This is a genomic window from Dictyobacter vulcani (assembly GCF_008974265.1).
Classification (GTDB): domain Bacteria; phylum Chloroflexota; class Ktedonobacteria; order Ktedonobacterales; family Ktedonobacteraceae; genus Dictyobacter; species Dictyobacter vulcani.
Genome location: NZ_BKZW01000001.1, coordinates 1,336,529 through 1,358,422 on the forward strand (window position 1 = coordinate 1,336,529; position 21,894 = coordinate 1,358,422).

Genomic DNA, 21,894 nt, shown 5'->3' on the forward strand with positions numbered 1-21,894 from the left:
GGGACTTCGTTTCTGAAAATTGAACGGTGGAGTACGCCAGTCATGGCGTTAAAATGAAAGAGCGACATAGCTCTTAACGAATATGTAATGTTACCACTTGTGGAGAGAGTATAGCATACAGGTAAGCATACAAACAAGCTTTGTATATGTAGAAAATGCCTATACTGATCCTCGAAAGATAGTATATTTTTGACCCTGATTTTCCAACCTCATCCGTGTACCGGCGGCGCTGGTCGCCAATATGTTTCGCTTAAGCCCAGGGACGGTTTGATCCTTAGAGGAGATGAACGAAAGTAGGTTCGACCCTTTGGGTCGATTGGTTCCCTGCATACTATCCTTGCTTGATCATGAGCAAGCTATGACATGTTAGGCAATGCGTTCGTGTGGGGGGAGACAATCGACCCAAAGGGTCGAACCTACCATTTGTATCTCTCTTGATCCTTTTTGCATGCGTTGCTTCATGATCATGCCACCATTGTAGCCATTCCATCCATAACCGAAACGTATTGGCGCTTGCCGCTGCGACCTCCCAGAGAATTTCTATATTTCAGAAAAAAAAGTGTGACAGTCAGAGTAGCTCTAACGATGAGTAAATGAGGTCTCAAAAAGATAAATCTCTGACAAAGGATAAGGGTGCACCAATTGAATTTGTCACCGCAATCAAACGTCTCTGGTGCTGCACTAATTGATGAATTATATCGCCAGCATGCAAGGACCATTTTACGATTAGTGCGGCGCCAGATTAGCTCTTTAGAAGACGCAGAAGATATTATGCTTGAAGTATTTATTGCAGCACTACAAAGCGAAACCTTCTTAAAATTACATAACAATGAACAACAGGCATGGCTAAATCGGGTAGCGCTCAATAAATGCTTTGATTATCACCGTATTGCCACCAGAAGGCCAGTGGTCCCTCTGGATCTAGTAATTACCAATCTCTATGATGATGATGAACACGGCCCGGACAATGTAGCGGTCCAGCAAGAAGAATATCGTGTATTACAACAACATTTAACATCATTAACAGATCAACAAAGAGAAATTCTCCGTTGCAAATTTGGACATAATATGAGCTCTCCTGAGATTGCCAGACACCTGAATAAAAGCGATGGTGCAATACGCATGATCTTAGCGCGCACGATCAAACTTTTGCGTGAGATCTATCGCAAAGATGATGAAAGGAGGGGGAGTTAATGAGTCAAGATGAAACCAGAGAGTCGTTAACTCCTGAAAACATCGATCAGTATATTGCGCAAATGGCGAATGGAGAACCGGCTGAAACACGCCTGAGCACCGATCTTCAACAGTTTTTCCAGGCGGAAATAGAAGAAGATGAAGCGCTCGCACGTGTGCATCAACGCTTACGCTCGCATATATCCACAGAGGCTCAAAAAAAGAAATTTTTACCTGCACAACGTTCGATACCTCAACGTGAAAGGAATCACTCCATGAACATAGCAGTAAATGCTCCACGTGTGCCCATTTTCAATCACAGATTGGCGCTTGTCACAGCCAGTACGACCGCCATCCTGCTCATCGCCAGTTTTCTGTTCGCATTACATCTACGGCAGCCTTCTCTTCCTCCAGTAACAGGAATACCAAATTATACGCAACCTAAACCAATCTATGTGAGTTTTGAAAATCAACTTGTCAAACTGGATCCGCAGACGAAGCACGTACTATGGCGCTATCAGATCGGTAACGATCCAAACGCAAACATGATTAGCTACAATCCTGTGGTTAGTGGCAATACAATTTACTTTGTTGTGATCACGACCGGGAAAATATATGCGGTTGATGCGCAAACAGGAAAATTACGTTGGGATAACTTCTTAAGTACTCTTATGGTAGAGCCACCTTATATCGTAGATGGTGTTGTGTATGTGAGTTACAAGGTTCGCAATAACAATCAAATGCTAACAGAAGTCCGAGCCTTCAATACCAATGGTACAATCAAAAAAAATTATGGTCCAATTGGCAGTATTGAAGGAATTTTCAATGGTGTCATGTATACATATACATATACAGTACATCCAAGCACGCCACCACATGCCAGCGACGCAACACCAACCACAAATATCCTCACTGCAGTTCGCATCAGCGATGGCCACCAGATCTGGCAACGCATCCTTAGTGAGGGAAACCAGGTATGGGAACATCTCTCTAGTGTGAGCCCTATTATCAATGCACATGTCTCTGTCCAGGGATCAATGCTCTATGTACCGGCTAACCTGAGCACTGTTTATCAAGGGACAAGCCGTCCATACACACCAATATCCTATATATATGGTCTCAATCTCCAGACCGGAGTACCTGTCTGGAGATCACCTGTAATCAACAGTGCTAACGTCACAGAACCAATGTTCGATAAAGGGAAACGGATCTACTTTATGGATGCAGTCAAAAACGAGGTAGATGCTCTGGATCCACGCACGAACACCTTCGCATGGAAAAAGAAATTTCCTGGTTGGACTGCTGGTGGATCACCCATCATTGTAGACAATACCATGTACATTGAGCAGTCACAAGGCTACGCGCATGATGCTTCTGGACGAATCATCGCGCTTGATACGAGGACAGGAAAGCAAAATAAGGAAATCACCACATTTAAAATCTCTACATGGCAAATGTGGGGCACCGCTAACTTTGTACCAGAAGATCATGCGATCTTTCTTGCTACAAGCTCAAACATCCTCGAAATCGATGTGCACTCGGGCAATAGTACAGTCAACATCTCACTTAATACATTGTTTGGAAAAAATATAGATTTTGCTACTACCGCATACGCATTAACAATTGTGCATTGAGCGAGTTTTATTGTCACCATAGCCATCAGAAATAACATAGTCTTGATAGACTGGGACTGGGGGCGCTGCAGCCCTCAGTCCTACTATTTTTTGGTTAAGCCCAGGGCTGGTTTGATCCTTGGAGGGTAGGAACGAATATATCTGTGCCGATAAAAGGTTCCATTCCATCAAATGATCGGTAAAATCGCACATGTAGGTTCGACCCTTGAGGTCGATTGGTTCCCATCATGAGACCCTCGCTTGACCACGAACAAACCGTGACATGTGGGGCGAAGCGTTATCGTGGGGGTCAGGAAATCGACCTCAAGGGTCGAACCTACATATTTACCTTTATTGAACCTTTGATAAGGCGTTACATCCAGCACGCTAGGAATGGGCGGGAAGGCTGGATTGGGGGTATGTGCTAGAATTATGGGTGGGTGCATACGATCAAGCCAGTAGATGGGCCAATGGTGGCTGATGGATATCTCTGGGCTGTAACAGGCTGGCAATGATGTTGATCCTGTACCAATAAGATGTGCTTCAGGTTGCAGGTGCAAGACCTGCCGCTACAAAGTAAGGACAATTCAATGTCAGAACAGATGTATCGCCGAGAAAAAGGCAATCCGCTCCGACAGGATATCCGTATCCTGGCGAATGCACTGGGGCAGGCTATTCAGCGGCACGAAGGGCACACCGTCTTTGATACAGTTGAAAGACTACGTGGCCACTGTATACGCCTACGGGATTATAGTGAACGCTTGCATCAGGCGGACACGATGGAAAAAAGTCAGTTACTGCGCGATATCCAGACGCTGGAGCAAGAGATCTTGCAAATTGTGAGCGAGAGTGATCTGGATACGGCGATCGATGTGATTCGCGCCTTTACTGTCTATTTCCATCTGGTCAATACTGCTGAACAATATCATCGCATCCGCCGCCGTCGCGCCCATGAGATTGATCCTGAGACGACACCACAGCGTGGCTCTCTGGAGGCTCTGGTTGAGTTTTTTAAACGCAATCAGCTTGATAGCGCGACTCTGCAAAAACTGTTCGATAATCTGGCCATCGATCTAGTTTTTACCGCCCATCCCACAGAGGCCACACGCCGTAGCTTGATTACTAAATCTCGACGTATTACTACCCTCTTAACACAACTGGATCATGCGGAACTGATGACTCCTCATGAGCGCGCCCGCTGGCAGCGCAATCTGGATACGGTCATTGATCTGCTGTGGCGAACGGATGCGGTACGCCAGGTACGCCCGGAGCCGCTGGATGAGATTAAGATGGGCATTTATTATCTGGATGAAATTGTCTATGATGCCCTGCCGGATCTGTATGGGGAGTTCGAGGAACTGCTGCAGAAAGATTATCCAGATCTGAAGGTTCCGCCTTTTCTCCGCATGGGCTCGTGGATCGGTGGCGATCAGGATGGTAATCCATTCATCCATGCTGATACATTGTTGACCGCGCTCTCACAGCAACGCAACTATGTGCTGGTCCATTACCGCCGTGCGCTGTTTGAACTGGCGCGTGAATGTTCACAATCAATTGACCATGCCACAATTACGCCAGAGTTAGAGGCTTCGCTGGCCCGAGATGCGGAGGCCATGCCTGACTATGCGGCAGAACTGGGACCGCAGACGGCACTGGAACCGTATCGTGCCAAGCTCTCGTTTATGTGGAAACGCCTGGGCGAGACCAGGAGCATGTCTCCCCTTCCCCCCCACGCGTTCGGGAATGTAGGTACTACGCAGTCTGAAAGCAACAACGACAAAAATATTGCCTATCAAAGCGCCGAAGAGTTGCTGGCTGATCTACATCTGGTTGAGGCAAGTTTACTCGCAGATGGCGAAACCGCTATCGCCAGAGGCGCGCTACATACCCTGATCCGTCAGGTCGAGGTCTTTGGCTTCTATTTCGCGGCCCTGGATGTTCGCCAGCATAGTGGACGCCATGCCGCTGCACTCTCAGAACTGCTCCAGGTTACAGGCTTGCGTAAGGATGACTATAAGACTTTGGATGAAACAGAGCGCGTTCGCTTGCTGGAGAATCTCATTGAGGATCCCCGCATCCTGACGCGTCCAGGTCTGAACCTGAGTCCCGAGACGCAACAGATCCTGACCAACTTTGATACTATTCGCCAGGTGCGCGAAACATTTGGTGAGCGAGCAGTGACCTGTTATATCACCAGTATGTCTAACTCGCTCAGCGATTTGCTGGAAGTTCAGTTCTTTTGTAAAGAGATGGGCATCTATGATCTGCCAATCGTGCCTCTGTTTGAAACGATCGAGGATCTACGCAACTGCACCGCTATCCTGGACACCGCCTTCACCCACCCACTCTATCAAAAATATCTGGCCAACTGCCAGCGCGAGCAACAGGTTATGCTGGGTTATTCGGATAGCAGTAAGGATGGGGGTATCCTGACCTCTAGCTGGGAACTCTATCAGACCCAGAGCAAGCTGGCCGAGTTAAGTCGACGCCATCAGGTGGCGATCACGATGTTCCATGGTCGTGGTGGAGCTATTGGACGCGGTGGTGGACCCATCTATGAAGCCATCCTGGCCCAGCCTCCTGGATCGGTCAATGGCCGTCTGCGGATCACGGAGCAGGGCGAAATGCTCTCCTTCAAATATGGCATCCATGATATCGCAATCCGCAACATGGAACTGGTCCTGGCCGGAGCCATCCAGTCCAGTATTCCTGATGAAAATATCATCGAGTCGCAGGTCCATCCTAAAGCCAAACCCGATTGGATCAACACGATGGAGCGGCTTTCCGCCAGCGCCTTTGCCCGCTACCGCAAACTGATCTATGGCGATGAAGGCTTCCTGACCTTCTTTGAGCAAGCAACCCCGATTAAAGAGATCGGCTGGCTCAATCTTGGCTCGCGACCAGCACGCCGCAGCGTTGGCCGCGCCATCGACGAGCTGCGTGCCATTCCCTGGATCTTCTCCTGGATGCAGACTCGCTATGTCTTACCCAGCTGGTACGGCGTCGGCAGTGCCTTGGAGGAATATCTGCAAGAGGAACCCGCTCGTCTGAGCCAGTTGCAGCAGATGTATCAACAGTGGCCATTTCTCAAAACATTTATCGACAACCTGCAGATGACACTCTCAAAGGCAGATATGAGTATCGCCCATGACTATGCCGCCTTCCTGGTTGAAGATCGAGCCCTGAGAGAGCGCATCTCAACAGAGATTCAGGCCGAGTATGATCGTACCGTCCGGGCGGTCGTCTCCATCGTTGGTGGCACCAAGTTGCTCGATAACTCACCTACGCTACAGGAATCCATCAAGCGGCGCAATCCGTATGTCGATCCCTTGAGCTACTTCCAGATTGTCCTGATCAAACGCCTGCGTAGCCTGGGTGGACCACTTACGCTGGATACTGAAGCATTCCAGCAGGCCTCACCCGAAGAACAGGAACGCGCCAGACTCACCTATGGCGTCCTGCTCACCATCAACGGCATCGCCGCCGGCGTGCGCAATACCGGCTAAGCGCCAGCACAACAAAGAGCAAGCGCACAAGCCATCATGACTTGTGCGCTTACTCTTTGTTCAGAAAACTAGAACTCTGTCAAAGTTGATGCGAAAGCAGGGGTGCTGGGGATGCAATCCCCAGACTGGGTTCCAGGGCTGTGCCCTGGCCTCCCCTCCTCTCTCGCCCGCTACGCGGGCGAAGCTTGTCAATATAGCATGACTAAGTACTCTGTCAGACATCATTTGATAGGAAAGCGGGGATGCAAGGGGCGGCGAGCCCCTTGACTGGGGGATCGGGGGCTGTGCCCCCGGCATTTCCCCTCCTCCCGCCCGCGTAGCGGGCGCACAACCTGGCAAACGAAGTTTGACAAAGTACTAGTGCTTAAATTCCCGTAGCAATTTTGGCAACAGAATCGCATGCGACGCCAGCGCCGTAGCCCATAAAGCAACAGTAATCACATTCCCATATTTTTTTGTAAAGGTATTTTTATCAGTATTTATATTCAAAACTACTACTTATCCTCTTTATTGAACTAAAGCAGAACTTTTAGTGTTACCAATACACTAACTATACATAAATTGTAGCCTATAACAGGTTAACTAAACAAGCTGAAGCATAAAATTAATGCTGATCCCTGGAGGTTGTTGGCGCAATCATCTACCCCAAATAATGATCACCATTACGTCAAAAATCCAATATAATCGCAAATGTAGGTTCGGCCCTGGTGTCCAATACTTTTCGGTCAGCGATACGTAGAGAGATGGTTCGACGTGACCAGCAAGCGCTGTGTACGTGGAGAGGGCGCCACACGCGGAGGCCGCACTGCTGCGTTTGCGCAGGCCAGCGTGCTCGAACAACGCGCAGTGCTGTGGCGCCTACAGAGATCGTGTGTGCCGTGGCCTGCTCGCGCGCACATGGTGGAAGATCACGTGGATCCTCCCCGTACCTTCTCGGAGAGGATCATGAAACAAGATCCGTCTTGGTGTAGGCGCCACAGGCATGCGATGCTCTTTGAGCACCTCGCTCCACGATCACGCCGCATGCCGGCCTCTGCGTGTGGCGCCCTCTTCACGTACGATCCGCTGCTTTTCTCCACATACCTTTCGCAGCCAAAAAAGCAAGGTTGGCGTGAGGAAGTTAATCGACCGCAAGGGTCGAACCTACCGTTTTTGCTTCTTTTTATCATTAAAAAGGCAGGCATTGATGAACACCATCAATGCCTGCCTGTAATAAAGGTCCGCTACTTATTTTTTAGCTTTCGGTGTAGCGGTAGCGGTTGGTGTTGGCGTGTTGCTCGTTGCACCGAGGTTGATACTGGTGTCATCAAAATTTTTGAGATTGACGACGGTACCACTACCGCTGGTATAGGTGATCGTTACTGTATCTCCAGTTTGCACCAATGGTAGTTTTGGTGAGAGCGAAAGGTTGGCAGTAAAGATGTAGGGTTGGCCCGAGATTTGCAGGTAGTAGACAGTATTGGTTCCCTGTTGGACCGGTGAGACACGGATGACTTTACCGGTCGCGGTTTGTGGCAGGTTGCTGACTGTACCACCAGAGTTCCCGTTGCTGGCCTGCGAGGTCAACCATTGCTGGTAATCACGCAGTCCTGAGCTGAGATCAGGATCAAACTGGACGTTGTTGCCGTTGAGTTCACGGGCATCAACCAGACCCACGGCCTGGAAGATATCACCGCTATTAGTCGTCTGCGCATAAATGGCAACCCAGGTCGGAGTATTATAGATCTGGTACAACTGCACAGAGGCCACACTATATCCACGAATGTTGGCACGCGTCGATTGGAAGGTTTTGGTGACGTTATCGCCAATACCCAGGCCGGAAGACTTGGGATAGAATTTGGCCTCGTTCTTATGGGTATCAAACAGAAAGACGCCGGTACTTGAATTGTCATTCGCAGAGGCTGAAGTCATTGCAATCAACCAGACTGGCTGATCCACATTATTATACAGCAGCTCTGGTGTGCCTGCAGGAGCCTGTTGTCCCAGACCGGAAGGATTAAACCATGGAGCGTTGTTATAGAGTCCCCACCAGCTGAGGTATTGGGAAACCGTCTCAGACGGCATCACACGATCGACCCAGGCCGGTACATTCTGCGGATTATATTCTTTAATATCGCCGGTATTGGCATCCACCAGCAAAACTTTACTCAGAGCATCACCGGTATAGCCACGTGTGGGCTGCATCAATGAGATCGTCCAATAGGGATGCAGGCTATCGTCCAATTCCAGCGTGGGATCAACCAGCCGCCCATAGGTATAGCCGCTCAGGTAGACATGGCGCAACAGATCCTGGTTGAGCAGGGCTCCTGGCAGGTAGCGGATGTTCGATTGCTTCTCAGTATGCAACTGTGGTGCCTGTTGTGGATCCTCGGCATCCACCATCACAAAGCCAGGTGTTTCTGGATTGGAAAGATTCACGAAGAGATTATTATAACTCAACTCCGACACATAATAGAGGTGATGGTTGATCGACTGCAACGTATAGCTGGCTGGGTCCAATTGATAGGCCGAACCCAGATTCTGACCGGTTGAGCCTAATACCTGCTGTCCCTTGTAAGAGGCAATACTCTGACTGACCAGGACAATATGTTTGGCGTCGGTCGGTGGTAAATCGGGCGCTGCTTGCGTACTGACATGGGGAATGGCGGCTAACGCTTTAGCATTGCCATCGAACCAGGTTGTAAAAATGTTGATCAAGAATGTAGCGGCGATACCAAGTACAGCCACCACAACCAGACCAAAGATGCCAGCCGCGATCGAACGGCGCGAGACACCCGAAGCGCCCGCGCGCGGCGAATAGCTCTGCCCCTGACTGATATTCACACCCATTTCCAATGCGCCACGAGCACCACCAGCCATCGAAAACAAATTGATGATACTACTAATCATAAGCGGCCACAGCACCCACTGCCAGCCCCAGAAAGGACCGGTTAATGCTGGCATCGAGAAATAGAGGATCACCAGAGAAAACACATAATTGAAGATGAAGTATCCCAAAAACCAGCGACCAAATGAGCTAGCATTAAAAGGCTCTTTGCGCCCAAAGCCCAATCGCCCAATGGTCAAACACGCCATAACAATCAAGGTAGCGATCAGCGCTAACAAGAAAATGACCATGTAAGTTGCACCCCTTATAATAATCAGCACAGGATCCGTATTGCTAATTCTAATAACATTTTGCTATGTAATTTATAACATAATGCTATTTACAAAGTCAAGCTTTACAGCCTCAAATCTCCACCATCACCACATTCTTAGAGCCCGTACCGGCAGCGCTGGTCGCCAATATTTTTCGTTTAACGATTTTTGTGGCTGCGAAAGACGTTGTGCAGAAAAGCAGCAAATCGTACATATTGCTTGCTGGTCACGTCGAACCATCTCTCAACGTCTCGCTAAACGAAAAGTATTGGCGCTGGTCGCTGCGATCTCTTCGCGTCCGAGCAAGCAGCCTGGTTGCGTTCGCTCCTATAGGCGCATGGCAAGAAACCCGACGTACCAGCAGCGCTGAAATTGTGTCTATCGCCTCGTCAATTTGAACTTTATCTTAAGACGTTAAGACAATAAGACGTTAAGACATTGTACAGAATTGTCTTAAATCCATGCGACATAAACAAGCAATAAGAGCATATGTTATGAAAAAAGATATCTAGCCTAAGACGTTAAGACAATAAGACGTTAAGACATTTCTGTAAATGTCTTAAGCTAAGCTTTTTTTGTGCGATTTGGTATCCTTAGTATAATATATATTGTATATATTATATATTATACGTCCTTAGGGAGATTATATTATTTTTCAAAAAAATTAATATATTAAAGCAAAAAGTATTGCTGAGTCCATAAGTCAAGAATCTTACCCAGTCCCTCACATTGGTATGACTAAGTTCTTATCTGGCTATCCAGGGTTCAGGCCACACTTCAATACTTTGCATAAATGTCTTAACGTCTTATCGTCTTATCGTCTTAGGCTAGATATCTTTTTTGCATTTTATGCCCTTATAATATCATCATATCGTGCTAAGTTAAGACATTTCTACGCAATGTCTTAACGTCTTATTGTCTTAACGTCTTAAGATAAATTATGCTTTAGCAGATTTTCACACACGGTTGAGGTGGATAGTGTGCAGGACTCACACACATTCTATGGTTTTGTGCGTTGACTTTTCGCAAAGTGGATGGTAATCTTTTTTATAAGACAAATAAATATACGACCCGCGTTGAGCGAAATTAGTATGGAAGCAACTACTAACAGCGATCCGAAGGAGAGTGAGAGTTCGGAGTGGGAACGTGCATCCAGAACGCATTCGTGAGCGGCTGACCGAAGAAAGCTTGCTGCTAGAGTTGCTCTGACAGCAATGCAAGTAGGACAGGTGGGTGGTTCCCATGTAAGATATTAACCAATAAAGTGGTCACTGTCAGTCTGGTCACGATGGTGTGACATACATACAGCTGAGTTGCAGATAGTGACAATTGGGGTGGCACCACGGGCATAGCTCCACGAACGAGAGGCTTGATAGCTTCCAACGTGACTGTACTCGTCCCTTCAACCATGATGGAGGGGGCGAGATTTTTTTTACCTCTTTGCACCTTCCATCGCATTCCAACTTTTTCTTTGCTCTCAACTTAACTCTCTGGCGACATATAGCCAGACAACACCTGAGGGCAAAATAGTTCCGGAAGAAGAGGTGCAGTAACATGCAGACACAACTGACAAAGATTCCTTCAGCAGTTCGCAAACTTGGCATACCTTCAGTGGTCGAGATCAGCGAGCAGATTATCGCTGAAGAAGGGGCCGTCCTGATCGCGGAGGCTCTATCAGATGCAGGTAAAAACAACCTGCTTGAATTTACAAGTGGACGCGTTGGTTTTCTAACCGAAGGCGACATTCTCCCTGTTGTCCTTGGCAAGCGCCGCGCCTTGCGCGAATATAGTGGCGACATTCCTGAACAGCTCGCCGTCGGCGATACGCTGTATTATCTCTGCGAAAGCGGAGTTGTCGGCGAGATCCGTGGCTTAAATGAGCAGTGGGGAACCCCGATGCAGGTGAAAATTCTGGGTAGCCTGCTCCACAACGGCCAGCCTGTCAATCTCAAACATAGTGCCCTGCCCAGCCATACTACCCTGGAGCAGAGCGCTCCGATTATTGGTGTGGTCGGCACCTGTATGAATATCGGTAAAACAACCGCCATCTGTAAGATTATCAAACATTTTAAAGCTCAGGGTCTACAAGTCGCTGGCGTAAAGCTGTCTGGCGTCGCTTCAACGCAGGATCTGGATACAATCGCGGATGCGGGCGCTTCTCCTGTGCTTGGCTTTATGGATGCGGGACTCCCCTCGACCTGTGGCGATCCTCAGGCAGTTGTTGAGGCGGCAATCGGTGTGCTGCGGGCAGTAAATACCTTCAAGCCTGATCTGATCATCGCCGAGTTTGGCGATGGCATTCTGGGTGAATATAACGTTGGCCATATCCTCCAATCACCCGAGATTCAACAGCATATCAGTTCTTTTATCGTGGGCGCAGGCGATCTGGTCGGAGCCTGGGGCGCGCAAGAAATCATGCACCAGTACGGTGTTCCGGTCACCGTCATCACCGGTCCTGCGGTCAACAATGATACTGGCGTGCAGTATGTGGAAACGCATTTCCATGTACCCGCGGAAAGTAATCAGCATGCCATGCCAAAGACGCTCCAACTGATTGAAAAAAATCTCGCCACCGTGAAAGCCAGACAGGCGCAATTTGTTGCGGTGAAATCATAGGCCATCGATCAGGAAGGAGGAACATTTATGCATTTACCACAAACCCATAGTTATTCACAGCCACATTTCCTGAATACGGCCGATCTGCAACAGGAGGAAATCAGCGCGTTAATCGATCTGGCCCTGGATTTAAAGCAGGGCAAAGTCAAGAAGAGTCTGGCCGGCAAAACGCTGGCCACCCTCTTCTTTAATCCTTCGGTCAGGACCCGCGTCTCGTTTGCGACCGCTATGTTTAAATTGGGCGGACAGGCTCTGGAGATCAGTAGCAACAATGTCTGGTCCTTTGAATATCAGGATGATGTCGTGATGGATGGCTCGACCATCGAGCATGTCAAAGAGGTTGCGCCAGTGCTCTCGCGCTATTGCGATGGCCTGGCTATTCGCTGTAGTGAACTGGTCACCAAATCTGCCCAGAGCGCCAGTTCTGGCAGTTGGGCAGAGTCAAAACAGGATGTCGTGCTCAATAGCTTTGCCAGATATGCCACGGTCCCCGTCATCAACATGGAATCCAATGTCTATCATCCCTGCCAGGGACTGGGGGACGCGGTCACGATCAAAGAGCAGTTTGGCGAGACTCGCGGCAAGAAATATGTACATACCTGGGCCTATCATCCCAAAGCTCTGCCGATGGCGACCACAAATTCCCAGATGCTGGCCGCCTGCGACCTCGGTATGGACGTTGTGATTGCCCATCCACAAGGCTGGGAGCTAGATCCTGAGATCCTTGCGGTCGCTCAAAAACGTGCTATACAGAGTGGTGGATCATTAGAAATCTCATATGATCAGGATGAGGCGATTGAAGGGGCCGATATCGTGTGTGCCAAAAGCTGGGGTGCGCTTCCCTATTATGGCAACTGGGAAGCTGAAAAAGAGGCCCGCAGCAGTTTGCAGCATTGGATTGTTGATGAGGAGAAAATGGCTCGGACCCACGACGGCAAATTTATGCACTGCCTGCCTGTACGCAGAAATGTCGAGGTGACGCAAGGCGTGCTGGATAGTAACCGCTCGATTGTCATTGACGAGGCCGAAAACAGAATGTGGGCCCAGATGGCCCTGCTGGCCACACTCTTAGATCAGTAACGAGCCAGGCGTAACCGCTAGTTACACGCGCCGCTCCGGCGCTCGTAGCTATCCAGGTTGACCTGTCATTATGTTCTGCTTACCCATCCTTGCCCACGAGAAGGATGGATGGAAAGGATGATCCATGCAAACGCAAATGCTACCAGAAGTGGAGCTTGTTACTCGCCCTGCTCGCTACGCCAAACTTATCCTGGAAGATGGGACGCAATTTGAGGGCCGATCCTTTGGCTATCAAGGGAGCACCTCCGGCGAGATTGTCTTTAGTACCGGCATGGTAGGCTATCCAGAATCGCTCACCGACGCATCCTTCGCCGGCCAGATCCTGGTGCTGACCTATCCTCTCATCGGTAATTATGGCGTTCCTGCCAGTAGTCTCTGGGAGGATGAGCATATCCATGTTAAGGGACTGATTGTCTCAAATTACATTGACACGCCTTCGCATGTCCAGAGTACGATGTCGCTGGGTGACTGGCTGGTGCAGGAACAGGTTCCCGCGCTGGAGATCAAAGATACGCGCCTGCTGACACAACATATTCGCGACCATGGTGCGATGCTCGGCAAGATCATTTTTGAGCACGATGTTCCCTTCTATGATCCGAATCATGAGAATTTGATAGCCCGGGTCTCAACCCATCAGGTAACAAAATATGGACAGGGACCTAAAACTCTGGCACTGATCGACTGTGGCGCCAAGAAAAATATTCTGCGCTGCCTGCTGAAACGCAATATCGAGATTGTGACTGTTCCCTGGGATTATGATCTGTTCGCCAGCGGGACTGACTTTCACTTTGATGGCATCCTGATCTCCAATGGGCCGGGAGATCCCAAACAGGCGACCAGCACGATCCAGACGCTTCGCACGGCGCTGGAACAGAAAGTGCCAACCATGGGCATCTGTATGGGCAACCATCTACTCACGCTGGCGGCGGGCGGCGATACAACAAAAATGAAGTTTGGTCATCGCAGCCAGAATCAGCCCTGTATTATGAAGGACAGTCAACGCTGCTATATCACCACACAGAATCATGGCTTTGTGGTCAGTGATATCCCGCCAGGCTTTGAGCCCTGGTTCACCAATGCCAATGATGGCAGCAACGAAGGCATCATTCATAGCTCACAGCCTTTCATGTCCGTGCAATTTCACCCCGAAGCAGCCCCAGGGCCGGTGGATACTGAGTGGGTCTTTGATTACTTCCTGGAGAAGATTTGATGGAACAACTACATAAAGTATTGCTGCTGGGGTCGGGGGCACTGAAAATCGGCCAGGCGGGCGAGTTTGATTACTCGGGTTCGCAGGCCCTGAAAGCATTGAAAGAAGAGGGATTACAGACCATTCTGATCAATCCCAATATCGCCACCATCCAGACATCCAGCCTGCTGGCCGATCGCGTCTACTTTCTGCCGGTGACGCCCGAATTTGTCGAGAGGGTCATCGAACGCGAACAGCCTGATGGCATCTTATTGTCCTTTGGTGGTCAGACCGCCCTCAATTGCGCCATCGCCCTCTACGAAAGGGGCGTGCTGGCCAGACATAACGTGCGTATTCTGGGCACACCGATCTCGGCGATTCTTTTGACTGAGGATCGCCAGAAATTCGCTGAACATCTGCATAGTATCCAGATCCCTACCCCACAGAGTCAGAGCGCGACCAGTCTGGCCGAGGCCCTGGATCTGGGTGAAAAGATCGGCTTTCCGGTCATGGTACGGGCAGGCTTCGCGCTCGGTGGCCAGGGATCAGGCATCGCCAGGACACGGCAGGAACTTGAAGAGATTGTCGAGCACGCACTTTCGTTTGCTCCGCAGGTGCTGGTTGAGCAATATCTTCATCACTATAAAGAGATAGAATATGAAGTGGTTCGCGACCGATATGACAACTGTGTTACCATCTGCAACATGGAAAACATGGATCCGCTGGGCATCCACACCGGAGAATCCATCGTGATCGCGCCCAGCCAGACGCTGACCAATCAAGAGTATCACCTGCTACGGGCGGCCTCGATTCAGATCGTCAGGAGTCTGGGGATTGTCGGCGAATGTAATGTGCAGTTCGCCCTTGATCCTGCCAGCAGCCAGTATTATGTGATCGAGGTCAACGCACGCCTCTCGCGCAGTTCCGCCCTTGCCAGCAAGGTAACAGGCTATCCACTGGCCTATATTGCCGCTAAACTGGCGCTGGGGTATGGCTTGACCCAACTATCCAACAAAGTTACCGGTGTCACCAAAGCCTGCTTTGAGCCCAGCCTTGATTATCTGGTTGTCAAAATTCCACGCTGGGATCTCGCAAAATTCAAAGGCGCGCAAGCAACTATTGGCACTGGCATGAAATCAGTAGGCGAAGTAATGGGGATTGGACGCACCTTTGAGGAAGCCTATCAAAAAGCGCTGCGCATGCTGGAGCAGAATTTCGAGGGTGTCCTGCCTCCGACAGGCTTCTTCTCATCCCAGGAAGAAGTGCACTATTATCTGTCGACACCCACACCTAAACGCCCCTTCGCCATTGCGCAGGCGCTCCAGCAAGGCATGAGCATCGAAGCTATCCATATGCTTACAGGCATTAATCCCTGGTTCTTGCAGCGCATCCAGCATATTCTGCGACACGAACAGGCGATCACACCACAGACGATGTTGAGCGCCGAGCAGTTCTGGCAACTCAAACAGATTGGCATATCGGATCAACGTATCGCGGAACTCCAGGGCAGCGATGCGCTCAGTATTCGTGCGCAACGCCAGCGTCTGGGGGTCACTCCCTCCGTCTTGCAGATTGATACAATGGGAGCGGAATTCCCCGCCGAAACCAATTATCTGTACCTGACCTATAATGCCCAACACCATGATGTCTCGCCCGGCACAGACCAGAGCGTCATCGTACTTGGCTCAGGACCCTATCGCATTGGCTCCTCGGTAGAGTTTGATTGGACCAGCGTGAGTACGGTCCAGGCTCTCAGGAAGTATGACAAACAGGCCATTATTATTAACAGTAATCCTGAAACCGTCTCTACCGATTATGATGTCTCGGATCGGCTCTACTTTGAAGAACTGTCCTTTGAACGCATCGCCGACATCTATGATTTTGAGCAGCCTGGCGGACTGATCGTTTCAGTAGGTGGCCAGACGCCCAACAATCGCGCCCAGGCCCTGGCAGCCTATGGCTGTAGCTTACTGGGCACGCAGGCCAGCAATATTGATCGCGCCGAGAACCGCAATACCTTCTCACATTTACTGGACACACTCGGGGTCCAGCAGCCAGAATGGAACACCTTTCATACGCTCAGCAAAGTCAGCGCCTTCGCCGAGCGGGTCAGTTATCCCGTCCTGGTCCGACCATCCTATGTGCTCTCCGGCAGCGCCATGAAGGTCTGCGACACACCCGAGGAACTGGAACGCTATACCCGGGAAGCAGCGGCCCTTTCGCCGGATCATCCGGTGACGGTCTCAAAGTTCTTTGAGTATGCGCGTGAGATCGAGTTCGATGCCGTCGCTCAGCATGGCATTATCAAGGCCGCCATCATCTCGGAACACATCGAGAACGCCGGCGTGCATTCGGGCGATGCCACCATCGTACTCCCGCCACAGAACATAACTGACACGATCCAGCGCGAGATCAATCGTATCGCACGCAAGATCGTTCAGGCCCTTGAAGTGACCGGTCCTGTCAATATTCAATTCCTGCTCAAAGATGGACAGGTCTATGTGATCGAGACCAACGTGCGCGCCTCACGGACCTTTCCCTTTATCGCCAAAGTCACAGACATCAACCTGATGGAACTGTTCGTCGACGCCCTTTTCCAACAAGGAGATATAGCAGAGATCCAGGTACCAGCGCCATCCTTTGTCGCCCTCAAAGCCCCACAGTTCTCCTTCTCCAGACTGGCAGGCGCAGATCCAGTCCTGGGTGTTGAGATGGCCTCCACTGGAGAAGTCGCCTGCTTTGGACAGGATCTGGAGGAGGCATATCTAAAAGCCATGCTGGCCTCTGGTGGCACAGTTCCCCGCAAAGGGATCCTGCTCAGTCTGCACGGAGAAGAAAAGCTCAGCGCCCTTCAAGAAAGCCTGCCCCACCTCAAAGCACTACAGCTACCGCTGTATGCCACGCAGGAAAGCTGGAACTACCTACAGGAACAGCAGATCGACGCCATCCTGCTCGCAGAAGACAATGGCGAGATCGAAGCAGCCTTTCGCCAGCAACGCATTGATCTCGCCGTAGTCATCGTCGCCGGACGCCTGCAGCGCGACTTTGATCAAAACTATCACCTGCGCCGCCTGGCCATCGACTGCAACATCCATCTGATCACCAAACTCAAACAGCTCCGCCTCTTCCTGCGTGCCCTCGCCAGTCAAGACCCGGACACCCTACCCATCAAAGCCTGGGACGAATACGTAACGGCAACCTTCATGGTTGCGACCTGTTGACGTACGAACATGTAGGTTCGACCCTCGAGGTCGATTGCCTCCCCCAGCATCGATCTCGCCCCGAAAGAGACCGATTCCCATTTTCTTGCTCGCGTTGGGGCCGCTTTGGCGTGATGGCTCCAATCGCCCTCGAGGGTCGAACCTACGCGCTCGCGTTGGGGCCGCTTTGGCGTGATGGCTCCAATCGCCCTCGAGGGTCGAACCTACGCGTTTTACCCCTCTTGAGGGTTTAGACGAACATTTTCTCGATTGAGGAGACCAGGATGCCCTGGGCACCGCGTGTTTTGAGTTCTTCGATGACATCCCAGAACATGTCTTCGCGAATGGCGGTATGGACGGCCATCCACTCTACATCGGCGGTCGGTAGCACGGTGGGCGATTTGAGTCCGGGCATAATAGTAGAAACGTATTCCAGTTCGCTGGTCGGGACGTTCATCATGACATATTTGTATTCGGAGGCGGTAATGACGCCACGGAAACGGGTCAGCAGGCGCTCGATGATGGCGGCCTTATGGCTATTGGCCAGCGCGTCCCGATTGCCAATCACAATGGACTGTGAAGCAAGAACGGTGTCGATAGCCACCAGATCGTTGAGGCGCAGGCTACTGCCAGTACTGACCAGATCCACGATACCTGAGGCCACACCCAGCGCAGGCGTAATCTCAACGCTCCCACTGATGGTGATGACATTGACATCAACATTGCGCTCCGCAAAGAAACGGGTGGTCGTAGCCGGATACGAGGTCGCGACTTTACAACCAGACAACTGCTCGATGCGCTCGATGCCGCTCTCCGCTGGAACCGCCACCTTTAAGCTACAATGGCCATAATTCAGTGGCATGATTTCTTCAACAGGCTTCTCGGACTCAACCACCAGATTGCGGCCGACGATACCCAGATCAACGACACCTTCAGCAACATATTCGGCAATATCATCATCGCGTACGTACAGAATATCCATTGGAAAATTGCGGCAGTTACTAAAGAGACGCTGCTTATAGGACTCAAAGTGCAGGCCTACGGTACGCAACAGGTTGCGCGTATCTTCGGTCAGCCGCCCATCTTTCTGTATTGCCAGTTTAATGTGATCATCATTCAATCTTAAAGTCATGCCAGTTGTCTCCTCCAGGCATTTTGCCCATAAAAAAAACCTCCCCTCCTCGTCAATCGAGGAACGAAGGTAAAATCCGCATTCTACTATTACCTCAATGTATATCATTCATAGCCACACAATCACTACTGATCGCCGCAGATACGAACGTAATCACGCATCCTACTTTATCTTTAGTATATAAACCACCCCAACCATTGTCAAGAGAAAAACATAAGCCTATAAATCTTTAACCTATGGATAAAATGCATACATAATCACATGAGAGAGCACTCCCCATACACCTCACTAAGACCAGGAGAACAACAACTAATCGATCATCGAATTGACATTCTCGTCGTCAGTTGCATGTGGGCTTATTGGATCGGCCACCGCTGTAGCATGTTCGTCGGTTGTAGGTGGGGTCATTGGATCGGTCTCAAGCTCTTCCACCGGCTTCGGTTTTGAGCGATAGACAAAGCGGTCCGAGACCAGATACTTGTAGACAAAGGAGAAACAGAGTCCAATCGGATTAGCGATATACTCGCTGATATGGAAAATATAGTGGCAGATCAGCGCTACCGACAGGGAAATAACCAGTGCGGAAACGCTGGTCAGTTCTGCCTTCAATAGACGCTGTATCCAGATTAAGGCCCGGTTGGGTCTATGCTCGGGATAGGTGATAAGTTGATTCATAAAGAAATTAATACCGTTGCTGACAGCAAAGGCAAACACATAAGCGATTGGATAGAAGATGTTGAGCAGGTGGAAAAAGACAAATAAGGCGCCCTCATTAATAATTATGCCAATGCCACCAATGACAGCAAAACGTACAAATTTTTTACGCAATAGATTGCTGATGAAAGAATAAATAGAAATGCTCCTTTTTTTAATATGCACGATACAGCTGCTATATTTATATATTGTAACGTGCTATAAAAATGAAACGCTCCAGAATTGGACTTCTTTGTAACACACACGCATTGAGTAGGTTCGGCTCCACATGATCGCGGTAAGGCGAGGTTGATGGAAAGCTAGCCAATCGGCTTTTATAAACGCTTAAAGCGATGCCATGGTTACCATTTGTTCCAGTGGAGGACGGTATCGAGTGGTTCGCGGGCGGCGGGTTTGAAGTCGGTGCCGATGGTATAGGCAACGGGTATCAGGGCAACCTGGGTGACCTGTTCGTAAGGAATACCAATGATCTCGGCAACTTCTTTTTCATAATCGAGATGAAGGGTGGTCCAGGCAGTTCCCAGGCCACGTTCACGGGCGGCCAGCATAAAACTCCAGGTAGCAGGAATAATGGATCCCCAGGGACTGGCTTGATTGCCTGCCGGTTCACCATCAGGTCGGCCATAGAAACAGGGAATAAATAACACGGGCGCTTCGTGCATATGTTCGGCCAGATAATCTACCGAGGTCATCACGCGTTTCTGTACCTGATTACGCTCAGGCTGATCGGCAAACAGCTTACCAGCCGCAGTCGGACCATCGCGATATTCATAGTAACCGCGTCGGTAGTAATCAGAGATCGCTTTGCGCTTCTCGGGATCGGTCACAATAACAAATTGCCAGCGCTGGCGATTGCTCCCTGAAGGGGCCTGGAGAGCGATTTCTAAACATTCGCGGATCACTTCAGGCTCAACTGGCCGTGAAAAATCCAAACGTTTACGCACAGCGCGTGTTGTCGTCAATACTTCATCAGCGCTTAAATGTAGAGCGGTCACAATATTTCTCCTTGATGGTATCTTCTCGTTAGTATAAGCGATTACCTATACACCATTTCATAAACGAGCAATTCTGTAACCTTATTCCAGGATAGACAAATTTACTAGCAACCCTTTCGTGGTGCTAGTAAATTTGTCTATCACCATGTATGGCCTGTAACAGGTACAGACCCTGGAGCTATGTGAGTTTAGCCTTACCAGGCCGGCCCTGTCCGGGAGGTGGCTGGTTCGGGCGCATTGGGTCGGGTGGTACTGGAGTTGAGTATGTCGATTCAGCGGTTGTATTCACGCCACCCATTGCTGGTGCCCGATTAAAGGGTTGTGACATATCAATCTGGGAAGGTGCAGTTCCGATGCCGCTCAAACGACTTTCACTGCGCTCAAGCAGGCGCTGCGCGCTCTCACGACCACCCAGACCAAAGGCCAGGCCACAGGCAAGAGCAATAGCGCCGACGATGGCGGTGAACAGCGTCGTAATTAAAGCCGGAGCAATATTGAGTTGCTCTAACGCAATCAGGATGGTAAAGCCCAGGATCGCGTAGCGAGCTACGCCTGCCAGCAAGTTCGGATTCGCCATACGCGTGCTGGCGGAGGCACCGCGCACCAGATCCGCTACCACGGTTGATAGCAACATACCCAGGAAGAGGACAACGATCGCTACAAAGACATTTGGAATATAGCTGATAATCTGCGTAATAAGCGAACTCACCGTATTTAATTCCAAAGCGTTACAGGCCGGTACCAGGAAGATCAGGAAAACAAACCAGAAAACGATTCGCCCTAACAGGGCGGCTGGATCCATATGGATATTCATTTGCTGGCTAAAGCGGGTTATCCCGGCACGATCCCCAAGGCGATCAAAACCAACCCGGCGCAGCAACAACGTCAGACCCTTTGCCAGCAACGATGCTACAATCCATCCAATCAGCAGAATCACTAAAAATCCAATTAACTTGGGGATAAAACTAATAAAGAGGGAGAGGGCATTGGCTAACGATGTGTAGATAGCCGTCCCCCAATTGGTAAAGGTTGTCATGACCACACTTCCTTTCGCATGTACGCATGTTGATTCGTTTGCAGTAATGCTACTTAACATACGCCTGACAACAGATGGTTGACGCGGATTTTTACACTGAAAATCGATAATATATATTTTTAAAGCACAACTTTTAATATATGTATGTATTCTTACCAACCACCACTCGTAGCGGCTGCATAAATATTATGTGAACATTGACCTTATGCCGACCCTTTTTTATGTGCAGACATGGATTTGACATTTCAGGATAGGACTGTTATCCTGTTACACATATCAGATAAGACCCGCGTTGAGCGAAAGTAGTACACGTGTTACAGCTAACAGCGATCCGAAGCAGAGTGAAAGTTCGGAATGGCCATGGACACATAGAACGCATTCGTGAGCGGCTAGCCGAAGAAAGTTTACTGGCACGCTGCCAGCAAACAAGTAGGACAGGTGGATGGTTCCCACGTCAACAGAGCAACCAGGAAAGTGGTCTTTCAATAGCATTCGCTTGCGT

12 protein-coding genes are annotated in these 21,894 nt (G+C 49.9%); 7 read left to right on the forward strand and 5 right to left on the reverse strand.

The annotated features are described in order from the left end of the window. Nucleotides 1-633 precede the first annotated feature (633 nt). The 3 genes from KDW_RS05585 (at nt 634) to ppc (ending at nt 6,292) form a co-directional block, all read left to right on the forward strand. Entirely contained in the window at nt 634-1,194 is a 561-nt protein-coding gene (locus KDW_RS05585) for an RNA polymerase sigma factor (RefSeq protein ID WP_162004979.1), read from the forward strand. Then, entirely contained in the window at nt 1,194-2,807 is a 1,614-nt protein-coding gene (locus KDW_RS05590) for an outer membrane protein assembly factor BamB family protein (RefSeq protein ID WP_151755042.1), read from the forward strand. The genes KDW_RS05585 and KDW_RS05590 overlap by 1 nt, the downstream gene beginning before the upstream one ends. 569 nt (nt 2,808-3,376) lie before the next feature. After that, on the forward strand, nt 3,377-6,292 hold the full coding sequence (gene ppc / locus KDW_RS05595; RefSeq protein ID WP_162004980.1) for a phosphoenolpyruvate carboxylase: 2,916 nt from the start codon (nt 3,377-3,379) through the stop codon (nt 6,290-6,292). 1,227 nt (nt 6,293-7,519) lie between these two features. On the opposite strand, the gene KDW_RS05600 is transcribed toward ppc, so the two are convergent. Further along, nucleotides 7,520-9,409, reverse strand: a complete 1,890-nt coding sequence (locus KDW_RS05600; RefSeq protein ID WP_151755044.1) for an MARVEL domain-containing protein — start codon at nt 9,407-9,409, stop codon at nt 7,520-7,522. 1,575 nt (nt 9,410-10,984) lie between these two features. Between KDW_RS05600 and KDW_RS05605 the strand changes: the two genes are divergently transcribed. The 4 genes from KDW_RS05605 (at nt 10,985) to carB (ending at nt 17,536) form a co-directional block, all read left to right on the forward strand. Continuing rightward, on the forward strand, nt 10,985-12,046 hold the full coding sequence (locus tag KDW_RS05605) for a P-loop NTPase family protein (protein ID WP_151755045.1): 1,062 nt from the start codon (nt 10,985-10,987) through the stop codon (nt 12,044-12,046). Nucleotides 12,047-12,073: 27 nt separating this feature from the next. Then, nucleotides 12,074-13,126 carry an N-acetylornithine carbamoyltransferase gene (locus tag KDW_RS05610; protein ID WP_151755046.1) on the forward strand — a complete coding sequence of 351 codons (1,053 nt, stop codon included), beginning with the start codon at nt 12,074-12,076 and terminating at the stop codon, nt 13,124-13,126. Nucleotides 13,127-13,250: 124 nt separating this feature from the next. Then, entirely contained in the window at nt 13,251-14,336 is a 1,086-nt protein-coding gene (gene carA / locus KDW_RS05615; protein ID WP_198925203.1) for a glutamine-hydrolyzing carbamoyl-phosphate synthase small subunit, read from the forward strand. Further along, nucleotides 14,336-17,536, forward strand: a complete 3,201-nt coding sequence (carB, locus tag KDW_RS05620; protein ID WP_151755047.1) for a carbamoyl-phosphate synthase (glutamine-hydrolyzing) large subunit — start codon at nt 14,336-14,338, stop codon at nt 17,534-17,536. Before carA ends, carB begins: the two co-directional genes overlap by 1 nt. Before the next feature lie 229 nt (nt 17,537-17,765). Here the strand turns inward: carB and hisG are convergent, their stop codons facing one another. From hisG to KDW_RS05640, 4 genes are all read right to left on the reverse strand, one after another. Then, on the reverse strand, nt 17,766-18,647 hold the full coding sequence (gene hisG / locus KDW_RS05625; RefSeq protein ID WP_151755048.1) for an ATP phosphoribosyltransferase: 882 nt from the start codon (nt 18,645-18,647) through the stop codon (nt 17,766-17,768). Nucleotides 18,648-18,956: 309 nt separating this feature from the next. Next, a complete protein-coding gene (locus tag KDW_RS05630) occupies nt 18,957-19,526 on the reverse strand; it encodes a GtrA family protein (protein WP_233097627.1) in 570 nt (189 codons plus the stop codon). A 176-nt stretch (nt 19,527-19,702) separates the two neighbouring features. After that, complete coding sequence (locus KDW_RS05635; protein WP_151755050.1) at nt 19,703-20,356, reverse strand: nitroreductase family protein; 654 nt, start codon at nt 20,354-20,356, stop codon at nt 19,703-19,705. A 178-nt stretch (nt 20,357-20,534) separates the two neighbouring features. Beyond that, nucleotides 20,535-21,392, reverse strand: a complete 858-nt coding sequence (locus tag KDW_RS05640; RefSeq protein WP_162004982.1) for a mechanosensitive ion channel family protein — start codon at nt 21,390-21,392, stop codon at nt 20,535-20,537. Nucleotides 21,393-21,894: the final 502 nt, after the last annotated feature.

Coding starts and splice junctions, on each gene's coding strand:
- KDW_RS05640 (WP_162004982.1), bottom strand. CDS start 21,392: ATGACAACCTTTACCAATTGGGGGACGGCTATCTACACATCGTTAGCC.
- carB (WP_151755047.1), top strand. CDS start 14,336: ATGGAACAACTACATAAAGTATTGCTGCTGGGGTCGGGGGCACTGAAA.
- KDW_RS05605 (WP_151755045.1), top strand. CDS start 10,985: ATGCAGACACAACTGACAAAGATTCCTTCAGCAGTTCGCAAACTTGGC.
- ppc (WP_162004980.1), top strand. CDS start 3,377: ATGTCAGAACAGATGTATCGCCGAGAAAAAGGCAATCCGCTCCGACAG.
- KDW_RS05610 (WP_151755046.1), top strand. CDS start 12,074: ATGCATTTACCACAAACCCATAGTTATTCACAGCCACATTTCCTGAAT.
- carA (WP_198925203.1), top strand. CDS start 13,251: ATGCAAACGCAAATGCTACCAGAAGTGGAGCTTGTTACTCGCCCTGCT.
- hisG (WP_151755048.1), bottom strand. CDS start 18,647: ATGACTTTAAGATTGAATGATGATCACATTAAACTGGCAATACAGAAA.
- KDW_RS05590 (WP_151755042.1), top strand. CDS start 1,194: ATGAGTCAAGATGAAACCAGAGAGTCGTTAACTCCTGAAAACATCGAT.
- KDW_RS05600 (WP_151755044.1), bottom strand. CDS start 9,409: ATGGTCATTTTCTTGTTAGCGCTGATCGCTACCTTGATTGTTATGGCG.